17 protein-coding genes are annotated in these 16,993 nt (G+C 42.1%); 11 read left to right on the forward strand and 6 right to left on the reverse strand.

The window, feature by feature from the left end; translation table 11 throughout:
- Positions 1 to 565: hypothetical protein (locus RYH73_RS26210; protein ID WP_335316401.1), on the reverse strand; the 565-nt coding region annotated here is incomplete at its 3' end.
- 80 nt (positions 566 to 645) lie between these two features.
- Positions 646 to 1,488, reverse strand: a complete 843-nt coding sequence (locus tag RYH73_RS26215; RefSeq protein WP_335316403.1) for a chromate resistance protein ChrB domain-containing protein — start codon at positions 1,486 to 1,488, stop codon at positions 646 to 648.
- Between the two features lie 280 nt (positions 1,489 to 1,768).
- Between RYH73_RS26215 and RYH73_RS26220 the strand changes: the two genes are divergently transcribed.
- Positions 1,769 to 2,665 carry a flavin reductase family protein gene (locus RYH73_RS26220; RefSeq protein WP_335316404.1) on the forward strand — a complete coding sequence of 299 codons (897 nt, stop codon included), beginning with the start codon at positions 1,769 to 1,771 and terminating at the stop codon, positions 2,663 to 2,665.
- Between the two features lie 87 nt (positions 2,666 to 2,752).
- On the opposite strand, the gene RYH73_RS26225 is transcribed toward RYH73_RS26220, so the two are convergent.
- Positions 2,753 to 3,655, reverse strand: a complete 903-nt coding sequence (locus RYH73_RS26225; protein WP_335316405.1) for an alpha/beta hydrolase family protein — start codon at positions 3,653 to 3,655, stop codon at positions 2,753 to 2,755.
- Between the two features lie 590 nt (positions 3,656 to 4,245).
- On the opposite strand from RYH73_RS26225, the gene RYH73_RS26230 reads away from it, so the two are divergent.
- Both RYH73_RS26230 and RYH73_RS26235 read left to right on the forward strand, forming a co-directional pair.
- Positions 4,246 to 4,839 (forward strand): outer membrane beta-barrel protein, encoded by a 594-nt coding sequence (locus RYH73_RS26230; RefSeq protein WP_335316406.1) that lies wholly within the window; start codon positions 4,246 to 4,248, stop codon positions 4,837 to 4,839.
- Between the two features lie 167 nt (positions 4,840 to 5,006).
- Positions 5,007 to 6,419 (forward strand): phosphatase PAP2 family protein, encoded by a 1,413-nt coding sequence (locus RYH73_RS26235; protein WP_335316408.1) that lies wholly within the window; start codon positions 5,007 to 5,009, stop codon positions 6,417 to 6,419.
- A 117-nt stretch (positions 6,420 to 6,536) separates the two neighbouring features.
- Here the strand turns inward: RYH73_RS26235 and RYH73_RS26240 are convergent, their stop codons facing one another.
- Complete coding sequence (locus RYH73_RS26240) at positions 6,537 to 7,700, reverse strand: LytR/AlgR family response regulator transcription factor (RefSeq protein ID WP_335316409.1); 1,164 nt, start codon at positions 7,698 to 7,700, stop codon at positions 6,537 to 6,539.
- Positions 7,701 to 7,850: 150 nt separating this feature from the next.
- Here RYH73_RS26240 and RYH73_RS26245 point away from each other — a divergent pair, with 150 nt between their 5' ends.
- The 6 genes from RYH73_RS26245 to RYH73_RS26270 all read left to right on the forward strand — a co-directional run bounded on the left by RYH73_RS26245 (position 7,851) and on the right by RYH73_RS26270 (position 13,652).
- On the forward strand, positions 7,851 to 8,822 hold the full coding sequence (locus RYH73_RS26245) for a cytochrome P460 family protein (protein WP_335316410.1): 972 nt from the start codon (positions 7,851 to 7,853) through the stop codon (positions 8,820 to 8,822).
- Complete coding sequence (locus tag RYH73_RS26250) at positions 8,819 to 9,292, forward strand: hypothetical protein (protein ID WP_335316411.1); 474 nt, start codon at positions 8,819 to 8,821, stop codon at positions 9,290 to 9,292. Before RYH73_RS26245 ends, RYH73_RS26250 begins: the two co-directional genes overlap by 4 nt.
- Positions 9,293 to 9,548: 256 nt before the next feature.
- Complete coding sequence (locus RYH73_RS26255; RefSeq protein WP_335316412.1) at positions 9,549 to 10,112, forward strand: YeeE/YedE family protein; 564 nt, start codon at positions 9,549 to 9,551, stop codon at positions 10,110 to 10,112.
- An 11-nt stretch (positions 10,113 to 10,123) separates the two neighbouring features.
- Complete coding sequence (locus tag RYH73_RS26260) at positions 10,124 to 10,624, forward strand: DUF6691 family protein (RefSeq protein WP_335316413.1); 501 nt, start codon at positions 10,124 to 10,126, stop codon at positions 10,622 to 10,624.
- Positions 10,625 to 10,972: 348 nt separating this feature from the next.
- Positions 10,973 to 12,061 (forward strand): SGNH/GDSL hydrolase family protein, encoded by a 1,089-nt coding sequence (locus RYH73_RS26265; RefSeq protein ID WP_335316414.1) that lies wholly within the window; start codon positions 10,973 to 10,975, stop codon positions 12,059 to 12,061.
- A gap of 61 nt (positions 12,062 to 12,122) precedes the next feature.
- Positions 12,123 to 13,652 (forward strand): sulfatase, encoded by a 1,530-nt coding sequence (locus tag RYH73_RS26270; protein ID WP_335316415.1) that lies wholly within the window; start codon positions 12,123 to 12,125, stop codon positions 13,650 to 13,652.
- A 38-nt stretch (positions 13,653 to 13,690) separates the two neighbouring features.
- On the opposite strand, the gene RYH73_RS26275 is transcribed toward RYH73_RS26270, so the two are convergent.
- Together RYH73_RS26275 and RYH73_RS26280 are read right to left on the reverse strand one after the other, a co-directional pair.
- Entirely contained in the window at positions 13,691 to 13,873 is a 183-nt protein-coding gene (locus RYH73_RS26275) for a hypothetical protein (protein WP_335316416.1), read from the reverse strand.
- Positions 13,874 to 14,085: 212 nt separating this feature from the next.
- Positions 14,086 to 14,883, reverse strand: a complete 798-nt coding sequence (locus RYH73_RS26280) for an XRE family transcriptional regulator (RefSeq protein ID WP_335316417.1) — start codon at positions 14,881 to 14,883, stop codon at positions 14,086 to 14,088.
- Between the two features lie 70 nt (positions 14,884 to 14,953).
- On the opposite strand from RYH73_RS26280, the gene RYH73_RS26285 reads away from it, so the two are divergent.
- Entirely contained in the window at positions 14,954 to 15,694 is a 741-nt protein-coding gene (locus tag RYH73_RS26285) for an ImuA family protein (RefSeq protein WP_335316418.1), read from the forward strand.
- The gene (locus RYH73_RS26290) at positions 15,694 to 16,890 is read left to right on the forward strand and encodes a Y-family DNA polymerase (RefSeq protein ID WP_335316419.1); all 1,197 of its coding nucleotides are present in this window, start codon (positions 15,694 to 15,696) and stop codon (positions 16,888 to 16,890) included. Before RYH73_RS26285 ends, RYH73_RS26290 begins: the two co-directional genes overlap by 1 nt.
- Positions 16,891 to 16,993 lie beyond the last annotated feature (103 nt).

Consider the following 16,993-nt stretch of genomic DNA (forward strand, 5'->3'; position numbering starts at 1 on the left):
AACACCAAAAGAACACATTCTGCTCTGGGTTATAAGACACCCAGACAGATCGAAGAAATGCTATTGGAAAAAGAAAAAATGGCAGCATAAAAAAGTCTCCTATTTTTAGTTGCAATTCCACTCCCGCGTGTTCCTTGATGATGACCTTGCTCAGTACGGGTGTGAAACCGAACCTGCCCGAAGTTTCAAAGGCAGCCCTTCCGATAAAGGTGAATCCTCTGCCCAGCGGAAACAGTACACCGGGGTGGAACAGGAAATTGCTCATGCTGCTCTTTCCCTGCTGTACGCTGATATAGGGCACCATCTCAAGGGAGAAACCAAGACGTCCCTCCCTTCGGATGTTTATACCCGTTGGCATACCCACTATATACCTATCTCTAAAATTCGGTGTGAAATCACCCGATGTATAGGTAACAATCGGATGTACAATGCCGACATAGGCGGTCACCTTTGCGGGTGCTTCTACTTCCTGTGACGATACAGCGGTTGAAAATGCTAAAAGCAGTGCGACTGATACAGCGATCTGGTAGAAAGGGATACAATGTATTCTTTTATGGTACATCATTGATCTTGCATAATTATTATACAAGAGTAATGAAGGCCTAAGAAGAAAAATAGAATGCTATCTACCCATTTGTATATTCTTTACTTTTTGGTCATTTTTTTTCTATAGATCGAGGGATTGAAGCCTATATGTTTATTAAAGATTCGGGTGAAATGGCTCTGGTCTGAAAAGCCTGTCAGGTAAGCAATCTCGGTAAGGCTGAGCGAGGAATCTGCCATTAATTCAATTGCTTTCTCAATACGCTTTTTACGGATATATACTCCGAAATTGAGATCATCGAAATACTTTGAAAATTCCCTGGAGAGGTAGGCGGAACTGAGTTCCAATTCATCGGAAAGCTGATGAAGGTTCAGGTGCATGTTGGTGTCCACCTGATCCTGGATCATCTCTCTCAAGGCCACAGCCCATTCCGGCATCTGCTCCTTCCGTTGCCGCTTCAGGTAATGGTGGTAGATCTGTAGAAGCAACTGTTCTATCGGACCATCCCCCGCGTGCCGCTTCCTGAATAGGTGCTGCGCCCAGCTGTAGAGGCCATCATAAATAATCATTCCCATATTCAGCAACTCATGGTCATCTTTTATATTGTAAGCTAATCCGGAAAAAATAGCCTCCAACCCAGCTGACTGTGGAGCAAAATCATGCCGATCGGTATCCGCTCCACGGACTATCTTGGCAATCCTGTCCAGTGCCGGGTCTTTTAGCCCGTGTTTTTTGATGAAGTAATCGAAAGTGCATTTATCTTCATAATGGCTGTATTCAACTCCGGGTATGTCAAAGGGAGTAGCACCTATCTGCCCCGCAACCTGGATAACATTTCCGACCGGGACAAAAATGATCTCGGCATCAGTGTCGATAAATCGCTTTACCAGCCATGGACAGGCAATTCTGTCAATTTTTGGGTGTTCCCGTGTGATCCATTTCATAAATTATCGTTTCCATAGTTATAGCCAATTGATTCCCTAATTTACGCAATTGCACCAACACATGTAGCGATATCCAGCGAACTACTTTTACTAAAGAACAGTGTCGCTATTTCATGATCTCTCCACTGTCGATTATAGGTCAGCGCTTATATTTTGCAAAAATTAATAATGTCTGCAAAAATTTCTGTAATTTCATTTATAAGGACAGAGTTGTAGAAACCATACCCTTTGCTCCCTTTTGTATGCTTCTTATTCCAAACTCACGTTAATAAAAATTTGAATGAGATTAAAAACTATTGATGTTTCATCAGCAACGTCGACGGAAATACAAGGCTATTTACACGATGCCGTTGCACCCCGGCCGATATGTTTTGCATCCACTATCGATAAAAATGGCAAGGTCAATTTAAGTCCGTTTAGTTTTTTTAATGTGTTTAGTATCAATCCACCGATATGCGTTTTTTCGCCGACAAGCAGGGCGCGTGATAACACTATTAAACATACGCTTGAAAACATTTTGGAAATACCTGAATGTGTGATTAATATAGTGAGCTATGAGATGGTTCAACAAACCTATTTAACGAGTACTGATTACCCAAGAGGAGTAAATGAGTTTTCGAAAGCGGGGCTTACTGAATTGGTCTCCGAGACGGTAAAACCACCCAGGGTGGCGGAATCGACCGTTCAATTGGAATGTGCGGTGAATGATGTGATATCGTTAGGGAAAAACGGAGGAGCGGGTAATTTGGTTATTGCAGAGGTGAAACGGATTCACATTAATGAAGATATTTTGGATGCCAATGGCAAAATAGACCCTCATAAAATGGATCTGGTGGCACGTTTAGGCGGTGATTGGTATTGTAGGGTAACCCGTGATAATTTATTTAAAATTGCAAAACCAATGGATTATACCGGAATGGGTATCGGCATAGATGCTTTTCCTGAAGAGGTTAAAAACTCCAATATATTAACCGGGAATGATTTGGGGTTATTGGGGCTTGTTAAAACGCTCCCCTCCGATGAGGAGATAGAAGCCTTTCGCAAAACCGATGAAATGAAAGGACTGCTTGATTCTACCATCGACAGCCACGCCCGTACCATACGCCAGCATTTGAAAGCCAAACATTTGTTAGATAACGGCCGGGTAATGGATGCCTGGAAAGTGTTGCTGGTGTAGCTATAAAAGGCTTCATTGTTTTGAAAATTCATGATAGTTGGAAGCAATTTCTACAGCACACGGGCCGGAATGGGGAAATACGTTTATTTAGGGTATATTCTTCTTATCTACTGTCCATCCAGGGTACTCAGAAAGCCCGGAGGGTTTGCCAACAAACAATCGGGCAGCTTCCTGATCGTCCTTTAATTGCCATTTGAACCAATTAGCTGCAACTCGTGCAAATTCACCGCCATGAGGTTGACTATAAGTTCCTCCATGTCCGACATCCATATTGGCTACGTAAACGGGAACATGGTTGATTTGCTTAAAATCATCCATTCCGTTCTGATAAGCGATGTCGGATTCGCCACCCAACAGATAAAGAGTGGGGCAATGTATTTTTCGAAGTTGCGCTTTACTTAATTTTGGAAGCACCGACATTCCTTTCTCGGGATTGTCAAAAATACCACTATTGCAGACAACAAGCGTAGTAACACGTGGATCATCAGCAACTTCTAATGCTTGCAAACCACCACATGACATACCACTTACAGCTATTTTGGTTACATCTATTTTATTATAATACGGGCTTTTGCTATCACTATTCTGCCTGATAGCCCAATCGATTGCGTCCAATAATTTTGATGATTTTGAACTGCGTTTTACTTGTTCTCCTGTCTCTGTGGGCATGGTACCGATAGCAATAACTAAAAAACCATGAGAAGCTAGCTCATTTAGGAAGTTTATATGTTCCCACGGTGAATCGTAACAGGCGCCGTTTCCCCAAACAATGATGGGCAGCTTATTTTTTTCATTAAAAACATACATCTCTTTTGGCTTAAAGATGGTATGTGTTGGTAATAAAGCCTCTGTAACCATTACTGCGTTGTATTGTCCCGTTCCACCGTTTTCAACGGTTCTAGAATTGATGACTTGGCATGCTGGGATTTTAATACCTACAAAAAACGTCAGCATCAGTAGGATGGCGTTTAGCTTTTTAACCTGTTCCATATTTCACTTATTTATGACTGTAAGTGTATCTTATTGGCTTGATTTTCTTCCCGCCACTAAAAAACTTTAATCGTGTGATCATCTTTTAGGTTACTAAAATAGGAACAGTGATTGAGCTCTTTTGCAACTATTGTTTTAGATTTTAGCAAAAATGTCTAAAATCAGTCGGGTTTCGTTTTCATCGCCCGGAAAGGAGAATCTATTATAAATTAAATAGATTACGCTAGCAGCCAAATGTAGATTAGAACAACGTTTGCACGGATACCATGTGATTCGATACAAATTCCATGACGGCAATTTTCGATATCTCTCTTTTTTCGGCAAAATGCTTTCCGTGTAAGCTGAGAGGCTATACGTGTAAAAAGTTTAATTCTTGAGAGCGTTTCTATTATCTTTAACGCAACGCTAAGATTGATGTTTGAATTTGACTATTTAACAATATGCGATACACTTTTGATAAGCGTATTTAGTGTAATGAAGGGCGCATTCCGGATTGAAGTATCTAAAATGAAATAGCGGAACTATTGAAAAGAAAAAAATGATTTCTTGAATCTTACTATAAATCTATTATATCATCTAAAACAATTATTATGAAGAATTTTTCCATCAAATTATTTGCGGCCACCTTATGTTTATTGGGCTTTTTTACGCAAAATGGTCTTGCGCAGGATGGCGGTACTTTCTATGTAGGATATGGAGTTGCGACAGCTAATTCCGTAGAGGACGTTATTGGGGATATTATTATAACGACCTTTACAGGAGGTTCGTATAGGGTTACCGATTCTAAATATTCGGGTGCGATTTTCGGAGGATATAGAAGTTACGTAACAGAGAAATTGGAACTAGGTGGAACCTTTGTTTATGAAAATTCCAGTAAAGACGTGTTAATGGAATCCTCCGGTACAAGCAGTGTATCCACTAAAACTTATGCGTTGTTAGCAGAGCTCAAATACAATTACATCAATCACCAAAGTTTCAGATTGCATTCCGGTATTGGTGCAGGTGTTGCACACGCCCGCACCTCCTCGAAAGATGATGTAAAGGTAGAAAAGGATAAAACGACTGATTTCGCTTACCAGGTAGATGCCATCGGTGTTAGTTATGGAAAGGCATTCAGTGTATCGTTGAATGTGGGGTACGGTTATAAAGGTATTGCTAATATCGTGCTGGCATATAGACTCTAAATATAGGATAGCGCAAGACTTAAGAGAGTATTGATACTTCGCTGCTTGATCATCTTGCTTATTACCTCTTTCCGGCAAAACCTAAATGGGCGTCGCTCGGTATGTGCCTGAAGACCATTTACCACGGGAGAATTGAGATCATCAAATTTTCCGTTCATTTAAACGACATGAGAACGAACTTTACACACGTACCCCCTATTTCAGCGGTTATTCTTATTTATTTACTCCTTATTTACACTGATGTAACTGCACAAATACGATTGCAAAACAATCTGTCATTTCAACAGGAGGATAGTTTAGCGCTTGAAAAGGTTAAAAAATCATTCTTTGAAAAAGATGCCGTGAGAATTGGGCTTCCTCCAGCGGTTTTCTTCGCAGCCAGTGCCGCAACCTGGAGCAGCAGGGAGAAGATCAGAGAAGTTCGTAATCGATACATTCCAAGCTTTGCCCATCATTATGATGACTACATGCAGTACATGCCGGCAGTAAGTGTTTACGCCTTAAATCTTTCGGGCATAAAAGGTCGTAATAAGTTAGGACGTACAACGATCTCCTATGCTACGAGTGCTGCCATAATGGCCATTATTGTAAATTCTGTTAAGTATACCGCGAAAGTAGAAAGACCCGACGGTTCGCGTGCAAATTCCTTTCCCTCGGGGCACACATCTAATGCCTTTATGAATGCTACTTTTATGCATAAGGAGTTTGGCCATATCAATCCGATGTACAGTATTGCGGGATACTCAATGAGTACCTTTACCGGGGTTGGACGAGGGCTTAACAATAGACATTGGATTTCCGATGTGTTGGCAGGAGCAGGCATTGGTATATTGTCTACTCAACTGGGTTATTTCTTCGTGAACAAGTTTTATAAAAATGCGGGTGATCGGCCAGGCGACATCCGTTTTGACAATCCATTAAATAAACCCTCTTATCTATCATTAAAGCTTGGTTTCGCATCAGCTACCCATAATCTAGTTGAAAACCTTGACCTGGAAATTCGGTCAAAAACCGGTTTTGAAGCTGGTTTAGACGGGGCTTACTATTTTACTAAGAATTGGGGTTTGGGCGGTGATTTTTCATTTGTGAGTTTTCCGATAAGTACAAATGAAACAACCTTTTCAGATCCTGATCTCGGCTCTTCAACCTCGTCCATTGTGACGCAATCGCTCGGTGCCTTAAATTTCACAATAGGTCCACATTATACCTATGAAATCAACCACAATTGGCTCCTACAGGTGAAATTTGGTGCAGGTATAGCGACTGGCGCCACCGGGAAAATTTCGTTTAAATATGAGGATGATGATGATAACTTTCTTAATGATGAGATCGATTTGCTAACTTATAAACCGGCACGCACTTTTAAGATGAATGGTGGGCTTGCTTTTACGCGCATGTTGAACTCTGAATTAGGAATCACTGTCTATGCCGATTACCATTATTTGAAGCCAGTTTTCACCTATACAATCGCTGAAGATTTTGAAGACCCCGATCCCGAACCTTCCGCAGTGCAAACATTCAAGGAAAAAAATAATATGAATTACATAACGGCAGGCTTAAAGTTAACAGCATTTTTTTAATCACTTGATCCGTTCGATAAAAACTTAATATAAGGTATTTATCTCAAATAGCGGTTACCCAATTATCCAGTAGAAAACAGTTAATGATCCAGTGCTGCAATTCATGGTCACGACAGATTACTTATCAAGCCATTTTTTAAATTCCGATACTTTGTTTTTACTAATGATGATCGGCTCAGGGCATCTGGGCTTGGTATCTATCCGCAATTGATTACGCCCATATATCCATATAGTTTCGATAGCATTAATATTGACGATGAATTGGCGGTTGGCTCTATAAAAAACCTCATTGTCCAATTCTTTCATCAAATCATCTAAACTGGTATTCAGGCTGTATGTTTTGTTCTGAAAAGTAAATACCGAAACAGTATTTTCAATCAGAATAATATAGGTGATATCTTCCGTATCAATGGTTATGATTTCATCTTTCAAATAAGTAATTAGCCGTTTTCTTGCATTTTCTTCTTTCTGAATAGTGCTATTTTCCAATGCCTGTTGCTGTTTGTTCTCCAATTGTCTGTTAAGCAGACTCAGGTTGTTCACTTCTTCATTTAATCCTGAAATTTTCAATTCCATTTGCTGCTCATGTTTGCGATATATAAGCCTTATGAGCCAAAAGCAAATTCCCGTAATGATAAGGACCAATAATAATGTGCCTATCCAAAACTTTTGATACAAATTGTCTAACTGCGTTTGAATGACTTTTACATTAGCGTGGCTTGCCAGCATCCAGTCTGTTCCTCTAACAGGATAAACACTTACAATTTCAGAACTTCGGTTAGCAGTTTTGGGAAAAGTTCTGATACCAGATGTTAACTTCCCTCTTTTGAGAAGTTCCTGAAAGCTTTGTTTTTTGTCTGAACCTGAGAAATTAGAATTTCCAGCATCTATTTTTGTTCCTATCAATGATGGATCGGGGTGGCACAATTCTATTCCTTCGGTATTATACATACATACAAATTCACTTTGAACATCCGTATTCTGTATACTTTGTTGGAGATTTTCAATAACCTTGATTGATCGAATTCCTGCTTGAAGTTGTTGTTCTAATAATATACCTAATTCACGGATTTCCCTTTGTCCTGATTCCGTTTTCTGTTTCAAGAGAGCTTCACAGGCATTTGTATAGTAGAAATTCAAAGCTCCTATTGCTACCACTAAACTAACTATAGCAATTACAGCGAATGTATATATGTAAAGTTTTACGCTTCCCATTGGCGAAATTGAAAAAGCTAAATTAAATCTTTTACCATTGGCATGAAAGTTTTTGGCGTTTATCATTCATCCTAATTCGCAGTATACTTTTTTCTGTTCCGCTTTAAAGTCTAGTATTCCCTTTCATCTGCCATTTTATCCCTTTGGACGATTGATTTGTTCCATAACATACTCATTAGCAATAATTTTGTTCCTATAAAATAAATAGTTTTAATAATGAAAAAACGAGTTTTAGTGCCGATCTTATTAGCGGTTTGTGTGGGTCTTTTACAGTTTGTAAGACCCGAAGAACCGGAATACATACCTGTCCATAACCTAAGGGGAATACCTGAAGAAGTAAATTCCATCATCCGAAATTCCTGCTTTAATTGTCATTCTACCGAAACAAATTTGGAATGGTATGATAAATTTACCCCTGCCAATTTTTTCGTTTACGACCATATCCGGAAAGGGCGTAAAGCAATGGATTTTTCAAAATGGGATTCGTTGGCCCCTGCACAACAAAATGCAAAACTTTACTATTCGCTCAATAAAATCCTGGAGGGAGAAATGCCGTTACCATCCTATACGACTATCCATAGAAATGCAAAATTATCAGCTAGGGATATTCAAGCCTTAAAAGAGTTTTTGTTGACAAGAACGCCTCGGAAACCAGCAGACAATATTCAAATTGATGAAATCAATAAGCAGTTCGCTGATTTTATCAGTCAAAAATCCATATCATCAAAAAAAGATGTGCAACCAACAGCTAATGGCATTGAATACCTTTCCGATTATCGAAACTGGAAGGTAATCAGTGTTTCAGACCGTTTTGATAATGGAACAATGCGAATAATTTATGGAAATGAGGTTGCAGTAAAAGCCATACAAAATCAAACGATAAACCCTTGGCCGGATGGAGCTATTCTGGCTAAAACGGCATGGAAACAACGGACCAATCCTGATGGAAGCATTTCAACAGGAGAGTTTGTACAAGTAGAATTTATGATAAAGGGTGCAAAAAAATATGCTTCTACTAAAGGTTGGGGATGGGCAAGATGGCGAGGAATGGATTTAAAACCTTACGGAGAAAAAGCAATTTTTACAAGCGAATGTATTGCCTGTCATAAGCCAATGAAAAGCAATGATTATGTATTTACAAAACCCTTATACCTAAAAGATTATTTACAGAAAATCAAAACAAAATGAAACATAATTTATATATATCCCTAAGCATAGTAGTTCTTTCCTTATTTGGATGTAATCCGAAAAATGGATTAGGCTTAAATGAAAACGCTTCTATAAACAACTTGGGAAACTTATCTGAAAATCCCTTATTACTGAAAGCAATAAGCGCTTCTATTCATCAAAAAGATAACTCGATGACCATGCTATATGGCAACGATTTCGCTTATAATTACGCCAAAATGAGCAGTAAGGACAACTATCCTACAGGCTCGATATTATACGGTGTAACCTGGCAGTTACAGGAAGACGAGCAATGGTTTGGGGCCAATATTCCTGAAAACATCAGAAAGATTGAGCGAATTGAATTTTTGGACAATAATAAAATCGACTACAAGCGCTTTGATTCAAAAGGTGTTGAAGAAATAAATACAGACGATGCACAAGAAAGAATAGATCAGATAAAAGGAATGCAAATGGCCGTCACACCTTAATGCGCGATTGAGCAAAGTAATTTTGAGCGATTGACAAGGATCACTTTACTCAATCCTTTGTTCGATAAATTTCGGGGTTATATACTATAAAAACACTTGTTCCCCAAATTCAGTATTATTAAATTGGAAGTTTATTTTATATTGGCTAAATAGTGAAAATGTAAAGAACTTTTCGGGCGGCATGAAGGAAAGGCTAGCAGTAACAGATACAATCGTAGTCTGCAAAGAGAATATTCACACGATTTAAATAAAGATAATGATAGAAATTATTAGACAACCCTGGCCCTGGTATGTAGCAGGGCCATTAATCGGATTAATCGTTCCTGCTTTGTTGATTTTAGGAAACAAATCATTCGGTATCAGCTCATCGCTGCGGCACATCTGTGCCGCGTGTATCCCTACCAATATTGCATTTTTTAAGTACAACTGGAAGAAAGAAGCATGGAATCTGTTTTTTGTATTCGGCATATGCTTAGGTGGGGCAATCGCCGTTAATCTTTTGGCAGATCCAAACCCTGTTGAAGTCGGTCCGGAATTAGCTAAAGAACTGGCAGGATACGGGATTACCGAATATGATAATTTGGTTCCCGAAGAAATCCTGAACTGGGCATCACTCTTTACACTGAAAGGCTTTTTAATGATAGTGGTTGGAGGCTTTTTGGTTGGGTTTGGGACACGTTATGCAGGTGGTTGCACAAGTGGACATGCCATCATGGGATTATCCAACTTACAATGGCCGTCATTAGTTGCCACGATATGCTTTATGGTCGGTGGTTTCATCGTAGCAAATTTGATTCTACCCATTATTCTTTCACTTTAAAAGAAAATGAAATGCAGCAAAATATAAAGACGGATACAGATTCTGAAGTAGCATTACCGGACGGCACCTGTATCAATAATAGCCATTTAGAACTTAAATGGTATCATAACATTAAATACCTGATAGCGGGCATACTGTTCGGTATCCTACTTGTGAAAGCGGAGGTGGTAAGCTGGTTCCGCATACAGGAAATGTTCCGCTTGCAATCCTTTCACATGTATGGAATCATTGGCAGCGCGATAGTTGTCGGCATCATTTCCTTAGGATTGATTAAGCGGTTCAATATCAAGACCATTTACGGTGAGCCGATTACCATTACACCAAAAAAGTTCCATAAAGGACAAATTTATGGTGGATTAATTTTTGGATTTGGATGGGCAATTACAGGAGCATGCCCGGGTCCGCTGTTTGCGCAGATAGGAATAGGTGCTACCGTTGTTGCTGTAACGCTTTTGAGCGCTATTGCAGGAACTTGGCTATATGGATTGTTAAGAGAACAACTACCACACTGATTAAAAATCACCACAGGATCAGCGAGTTATTATCGCTGGCATCATCGTAGGAAATTACGAAACGTGTTATGGAAGGAAATCTCGAAATCACCTATTGGATAGATAAGTAGTACTATTGAACTGCGCAAAAACATTTTCTCTATGATGCTCTTTTGCAAGGTTGGCAGTTATCCCAATTTGATTAATCTTACTTCAGCTGTACGGAATTGTTGCTCTCGTTTGAAGACGGGCGCTAATCTCTAACCAGATATTACATGCTCCATTGACTGGATACTTTCCGATTGCCTTGAACGGATACCAACTTTCCAGTATCCTTTAAAATCATTATCTTGTCCGTTAAAACAGTTTATGGTCAGCTATATTTCCGTTCTAATACTAAGCTTTCTATCACTTATTTTTACGCTTGATACATTTGGTCAGGAGGCTAAAACAGTCTTCATCGATGCGCATAAGCTTACATTGGTGGGCAAAGTGCACCATAAAGGCACATTCTTCCATCGTTTGGACACGCTTGCAAATCCCAATCTTCCTAAAGCGGTAAAAGTTTTAGCTACACATGCTGCCGGTCTGGCAATCGCCTTCCAGACCACCAGTTCGAAAATAGCTGCTAAATGGTGTACCGGTGCTGGAATTCCGACTGATAATATGACCGGAATAGCCTTTGAGGGAATGGATCTTTATATTAAACGAAATGACCGATGGCAATATGCAGGTGTCGCTCGCCCAAAATCCCATACCTGCAACGAGGCTGAAATTGTAGCGAATATGCCCGCGGGGAATAAGACATGCCTACTATTTCTCCCCACCTATGATGAGACGATATCACTTCAAATTGGTATAGATTCCGGGACAACAATTGACCCGGTCAGTAATCCATTCAAAAAAACCATCGTGGTTTATGGTTCGAGCATTGTACAGGGAGCGTCCGCAAGTCGACCCGGTTTATCTTATCCGGCAAGACTTTCCAGGGAAACAAAATTAAATTTTGTTAATCTTGGTTTCAGCGGTAGTGCAAAAATGGAAATTGAAGTCGCGAATTTGCTGTCTGATCTATCAATGGACGCTTTAATTCTTGATTGCGTCCCCAATCCGTCACCAGAGGAAGTTTTAGCAAGAACGGCCAGTTTCGTCACCACCATTCGCAAAAAGCATCCTAAAATACCCATCATCGCCATACAAAGCATAGCGAGAGAAAAAGGAAATTTTGATACCCAGGTTGCTTCCAGGGTATTGCAAAAAAACAACTATTTTGAGACAGAAATCAAAAAGCTGCAACAACATGACCGGAATTTATATCTTATTTATGCGGACGGCCTATTAGGCAATGATCAGGAAGGAACCGCAGATGGTATTCATCCCAACGACCTTGGATTCGACCGGATGCTTCATAAGATCCGGCCAATGATTTTAAAAATTTTTAGGCGTTATGGAATCTAAGTGATTAACATATACCTAAAAAGACAAGCGATTTCAATTATTTATATAGTAATCTGCAACCATGAAATTCATCAATTTTTCTTTTATTTTATTAATTTCAACAATATCGAATTTTACATTTGGTCAATCTAAAAAACAACCCAATATCATTGTTTTTTTAGTGGATGATATGGGATGGCAGGACAGTTCGGAGCCATTCTGGACGGAGGTCACTCCTTTGAACCGGAAATACCACACCCCTCATATGGAGCGCTTGGCAAAAGAAGGTACTAAATTCACCAATGCCTATGCAAATCCGGTCTGTACCCCCTCACGCGTCAGTATGCTATCAGGCATGACGGCGGCTCATCACGGCGTAACCAATTGGACTTCTCCTGCATTCAACAACAATACAGATGCACCTGACGATCAGTTCCGCGCAGCCAACTGGAATTATAACGGCATGAGCCCGATACCGAACATCGCCCATACTTTTCATGCCACTCCTTTTCCGAAAATTCTCAAAGATGCGGGCTACTTTACCATACATGCTGGCAAAGCCCATTGGGGCTCTGCGGGAACACCTGGTGCCAACCCTTATAATATGGGATTTATTGTGAATATCTCGGGCCATGCCGCGGGGCACCCGCAGAGTTATCTGGCGCAGGAAAATTATGGCAATCTTCCGGGAAAGGCAAGTTGGCAGGCCGTACCGGATCTAGAGGAGTATTACGGAAGAGACACTTTTCTAACCGAAGCACTTACCCTGGAAGCGATCAAAGCCCTCGAACAGCCGATCAGGGATGGAAAACCTTTTTATTTGAATATGGCACACTATGCCGTACATGTGCCTTTACAGGCGGATAGGCGTTTTTATCAAAGGTACATCGATGCCGGTCTTGAAGAATCCGAAGCGATGTACGCCTCCTTATTGGAAGGCATGGACAAAAGCTTGGGTGATCTGATGGATTTCCTGAAAGAAAAGCAAGTAGACAAAAATACGGTCATCATTTTTATGAGCGACAACGGTGGTTTGAGCTTATCCCCACCGAGAGGTGCTAGGCCACATACGCAAAATCTACCCTTAAAAGCAGGAAAAGGCTCTGTCTATGAAGGTGGTATTCGTGAACCCATGCTGGTGAAATGGCCGGGTGTCGCAAAACCCGGTTCCGTTGTAAACCAATATGTGATGATTGAAGATTTCTTTCCCACTATTTTGGATATGGCAGGTGTTTCATCAACGGAAATTGTCCAGAACATCGACGGCAAGAGCTTTGTGCCCTATCTTAAAAACCCAAAGCTGATCGATTCGACACGTGTACTGGTATGGCATTCGCCCAACAAGTGGACAACAAACGACGGGCCGGGCATCAACTATAAAAGTGCCGTTCGGAAAGGGGACTGGAAGCTTATCTATCATATGCGCAATGCCGGTCTTGAGTTGTACAATTTAAAAAATGATATTCAAGAGGCGCACAATTTAGCCGGCCAATATCCCGCTAAAGTAAAAGAGCTCGCTTATCTGCTTGGCGAAAAACTAAGAAATTGGAACGCACCCATGCCGATCATAAAGGAAAATGGGCAGCCGGTAGCAATGCCGGACTCGCTTTAAACCTTATTCGGTTATTAGCGGATTCCAATTTCTTACCCTTACTTTGACTTAACCTGTTCTTCCAGATAGGTTGCGATGGCCTCCAGTAGCCCAGGCTTTAATTCTTTAGCTGTTTCTTCATGTGGATTTACTAGTACTGCACGGTAATTCCGTTCTTCATCGGGCTCAAAATGCACGATCGTACCCAATACATCCACTTCGATTTTATGTATATAACCCATCCAACGGATGCGGCTTTCGNTTTACTAGTACTGCACGGTAATTCCGTTCTTCATCGGGCTCAAAATGCACGATCGTACCCAATACATCCACTTCGATTTTATGTATATAACCCATCCAACGGATGCGGCTTTCGAAGGTGTATTCCGCATGCTGATAGCATATGGGTATGGAAAAGCTTTCGTCCATCTGTTCTGAATCTAATGATTATCTTTTATAACTTATTGATCTGTTTTTTCATTTCCACGATAAGTTGCCTGATCTCTTGCAGATCGGTTTCAGGTTCGGGCAATGTGTCGGTCTGGTGTTTTACATATTGCCAGATTTCCAATACTTCATCTACCCTTACGGTATAGGGTGCATAATGTTTATTCAGGGACCGCAAAAGTACAGTACCGTCCTTTTGTAAGGTGACCTGCTTAAACACGAAATCCTGCTCACCTTTAAGAATAACGATGCAGAGGCTATCGGGCTTCAACGTTTTCCAGTCTTGTACGTAACGGGCCACCACATCGCTCCCTTCGGGAACGGGCAGCATGGAATCGCCTGTGGTAGGGAACATTCTGTAGGTAGCCCCAACAGGTAAATTGGGTAGCGAAAATTTGGGCAGCGTGGCCAAAAATTCAGGATCGGCATGACCTGCTACATAGCCCGCCTTGGCTTTCACCGGTACATATTCCATATTCTCCCGGTTATCGGGCGTGACGGTGATGGAAAGCACACGCAGGTTCTTTCCGTTGATATATTCCTTGGCGCCGGTTTCCATTTTACGTAGATCATATTCACTCCACTGACTCAGGTCCTGCTTAAGCAGGTTATCCAAAGGAATTTTAAAAAATTCGGATATACGAATCAGATCGGCCAGTGACGGGTTTTCCGTTTGCCCGTTCTCCAAGGCGGTGTATTTACTGCGTGTGTAACCCAGCTGCTGTGCTAGGTGTTCCTGACTGTATTTCTTACGGTTGCGCAGGAAACGGAGATTGCTTCTGAAAAAAACTTTTGCAGCTTCCATTTTGTATTGTTATTATTGATGACAATATGTTTGTCACCAACAATGACAAAAATAGAAATTTATTCGGGATATGGAAGCCTCGGTGGAAAAAAAGTTGATGGTGGAAGAACTGCGGAAGATGATTCTGACAGCGGAAGGTTTTTCGACTCCGAGCGGAAGCGATGAACCACTCGGTGACCTTGGTCCGATGGAAAAAGCCTTCCCAATGGGTACTTTTCCGTTGGGTGCCATACACGAATTTATCAGCAACAGTGCAGAGGAAACGGCCGCCTCTACAGGTTTTATCGCCTGCCTGATCGGCCGTCTGATGCGGGAAAAAGGCCCCTGTCTCTGGGTGAGTATCGGTAAACGTTTGTTCCCGCCCTCGCTTCGGAGCTTTGGTATCGAACCGCACCGGGTAATCTTCATCAGCTTGCGACAGGAAAAAGAGGCTCTCTGGGTACTGGAAGAGGCCCTTAAATGCCCCTCGCTAGCTGCCGTAGTGGGTGAAATACGTGAGTTGGACCTAACAGCTTCGCGCCGTTTGCAACTGGCCGTTGAACAGAGCCGTGTTACGGGCTTTCTGCACCGCTACCGTCCGCATCACCTGAATAATCTGGCCTGTGTTTCGCGCTGGAACATCCGTCCGCTGGGTAGCGAAGTGAACGGTGAATTACCTGGTATTGGCCATCCATTGTGGGAAGTGCAGCTCAACAAGATACGTAACGGCAGGCCGGGTACCTGGCAAATCAGCTGGAAAGCCGGAATTTTCCATTATGTGGACTACCCTGCCCAAGCGCAGAAAAAAGTTTATACACAAACCGGTACCTGATGAAAAGATTTGTTGCAATAGCATTCCGTCATTTGCTGACGGACCAGCTGACCGCTCGTAGGCCGGAGCTACGCGGAAAGGCTTTTGTACTGGCCGCACCGGAAAGGGGGCGTATGGTGATCCGGGCCCTAAGTCCTGAAGCAGCTTCAGAAGGCATTACCGAAAAAATGGTACTGGCCGATGCACGCGTGCTTTATCCAGCGCTAGAGGTTTTCGATTATGAGCCCGACAGGGCGGAGAAGCTATTGAAAGGCCTGGCCGAATGGTGCCTGCGTTATACGCCATTGGCGGGTATCGATCTGCCGGATGGACTGGTGTTGGATGCCAGCGGTTGCACGCATTTATGGAAAGGGGAAAAACTTTATATAGCCGATATCATCGGAAAATTAAAAGGTGCGGGCTATGATGTTCGGGCGGCCATGGCCGATACCATCGGGACGGCATGGGCTCTTGCCCGTTACGGAAAGAATGGCACCACTGTTGCCTCTGATGAACAGCTTGCTGCATTAATGCCCCTTCCTCCTCATGCCCTGCGGTTGGATCCGGTGATCACGGAACGTATGCAGAAACTGGGACTTACCCATATTGGTGATTTTATCGACATGCCACGGACGGTGCTTCGCCGCCGTTTCGGTGATCAATTGTCCAAACGCATCGGCCAGGCACTGGGGACCTTTCCTGAATCCCTGGAACCGATCCGACCACTGATCCCTTATGTGGAACGTCTCCCCTGTTTTGAACCTGTCTGTACACGAAAGGCTATTGAAATGGCTTTGGAAACCTTACTGGAAAGTATATGCCTGCGTTTACAAACGGAAAGCAAGGGACTGCGGAAGGCGGTTTTCCGATCTTTCCGAATGGATGGCAGGGAGCAATGGATTGCAATCGGCACGGGCCGCCCTTCGCGCGATAGACGCCATCTTTTCCGCCTGTTCAGCGAAAAGATCGGCACCATTGCCCCGGGGCTGGGCATTGAACTTTTTATATTGGAAGCACCTGTGGCCGAGCACCTGGATGTCCAACAGGAAAAACTATGGAACGACGGGGGCGCTTACGAAAGTACTGAGATCGGCAATCTGCTGGACAGGATTGCCGGTCGTGTAGGAAAGGACGCCATCCGCCGTTACCTACCCGATGAACACCACTGGCCGGAACGTTCGATCAAACGGGCGTCTTCCTATTGGAATTGCAACTAAAAATAGGAGACTTTTTTATGCTGCCATTTTTTCTTTTTCCAATAGCATTTCTTCGATCTGTCTGGGTGTCTTATAACCCAGAGCAGAATGTGTTCTTTTGGTG

Origin of the sequence: Olivibacter sp. CPCC 100613 (assembly GCF_036959255.1) — a bacterium.
In the GTDB taxonomy this organism is placed as follows: domain Bacteria; phylum Bacteroidota; class Bacteroidia; order Sphingobacteriales; family Sphingobacteriaceae; genus Olivibacter.

What these genes read in the sequence shown, in the direction of transcription:
- RYH73_RS26215 (WP_335316403.1), bottom strand. Translation starts at nt 1,488, where the DNA reads ATGAAATGGATCACACGGGAACACCCAAAAATTGACAGAATTGCCTGT.
- RYH73_RS26220 (WP_335316404.1), top strand. Translation starts at nt 1,769, where the DNA reads ATGAGATTAAAAACTATTGATGTTTCATCAGCAACGTCGACGGAAATA.
- RYH73_RS26225 (WP_335316405.1), bottom strand. Translation starts at nt 3,655, where the DNA reads ATGGAACAGGTTAAAAAGCTAAACGCCATCCTACTGATGCTGACGTTT.
- RYH73_RS26230 (WP_335316406.1), top strand. Translation starts at nt 4,246, where the DNA reads ATGAAGAATTTTTCCATCAAATTATTTGCGGCCACCTTATGTTTATTG.
- RYH73_RS26235 (WP_335316408.1), top strand. Translation starts at nt 5,007, where the DNA reads ATGAGAACGAACTTTACACACGTACCCCCTATTTCAGCGGTTATTCTT.
- RYH73_RS26240 (WP_335316409.1), bottom strand. Translation starts at nt 7,700, where the DNA reads ATGATAAACGCCAAAAACTTTCATGCCAATGGTAAAAGATTTAATTTA.
- RYH73_RS26245 (WP_335316410.1), top strand. Translation starts at nt 7,851, where the DNA reads ATGAAAAAACGAGTTTTAGTGCCGATCTTATTAGCGGTTTGTGTGGGT.
- RYH73_RS26250 (WP_335316411.1), top strand. Translation starts at nt 8,819, where the DNA reads ATGAAACATAATTTATATATATCCCTAAGCATAGTAGTTCTTTCCTTA.
- RYH73_RS26255 (WP_335316412.1), top strand. Translation starts at nt 9,549, where the DNA reads ATGATAGAAATTATTAGACAACCCTGGCCCTGGTATGTAGCAGGGCCA.
- RYH73_RS26260 (WP_335316413.1), top strand. Translation starts at nt 10,124, where the DNA reads ATGCAGCAAAATATAAAGACGGATACAGATTCTGAAGTAGCATTACCG.
- RYH73_RS26265 (WP_335316414.1), top strand. Translation starts at nt 10,973, where the DNA reads ATGGTCAGCTATATTTCCGTTCTAATACTAAGCTTTCTATCACTTATT.
- RYH73_RS26270 (WP_335316415.1), top strand. Translation starts at nt 12,123, where the DNA reads ATGAAATTCATCAATTTTTCTTTTATTTTATTAATTTCAACAATATCG.
- RYH73_RS26275 (WP_335316416.1), bottom strand. Translation starts at nt 13,873, where the DNA reads ATGGGTTATATACATAAAATCGAAGTGGATGTATTGGGTACGATCGTG.
- RYH73_RS26280 (WP_335316417.1), bottom strand. Translation starts at nt 14,883, where the DNA reads ATGGAAGCTGCAAAAGTTTTTTTCAGAAGCAATCTCCGTTTCCTGCGC.
- RYH73_RS26285 (WP_335316418.1), top strand. Translation starts at nt 14,954, where the DNA reads ATGGAAGCCTCGGTGGAAAAAAAGTTGATGGTGGAAGAACTGCGGAAG.
- RYH73_RS26290 (WP_335316419.1), top strand. Translation starts at nt 15,694, where the DNA reads ATGAAAAGATTTGTTGCAATAGCATTCCGTCATTTGCTGACGGACCAG.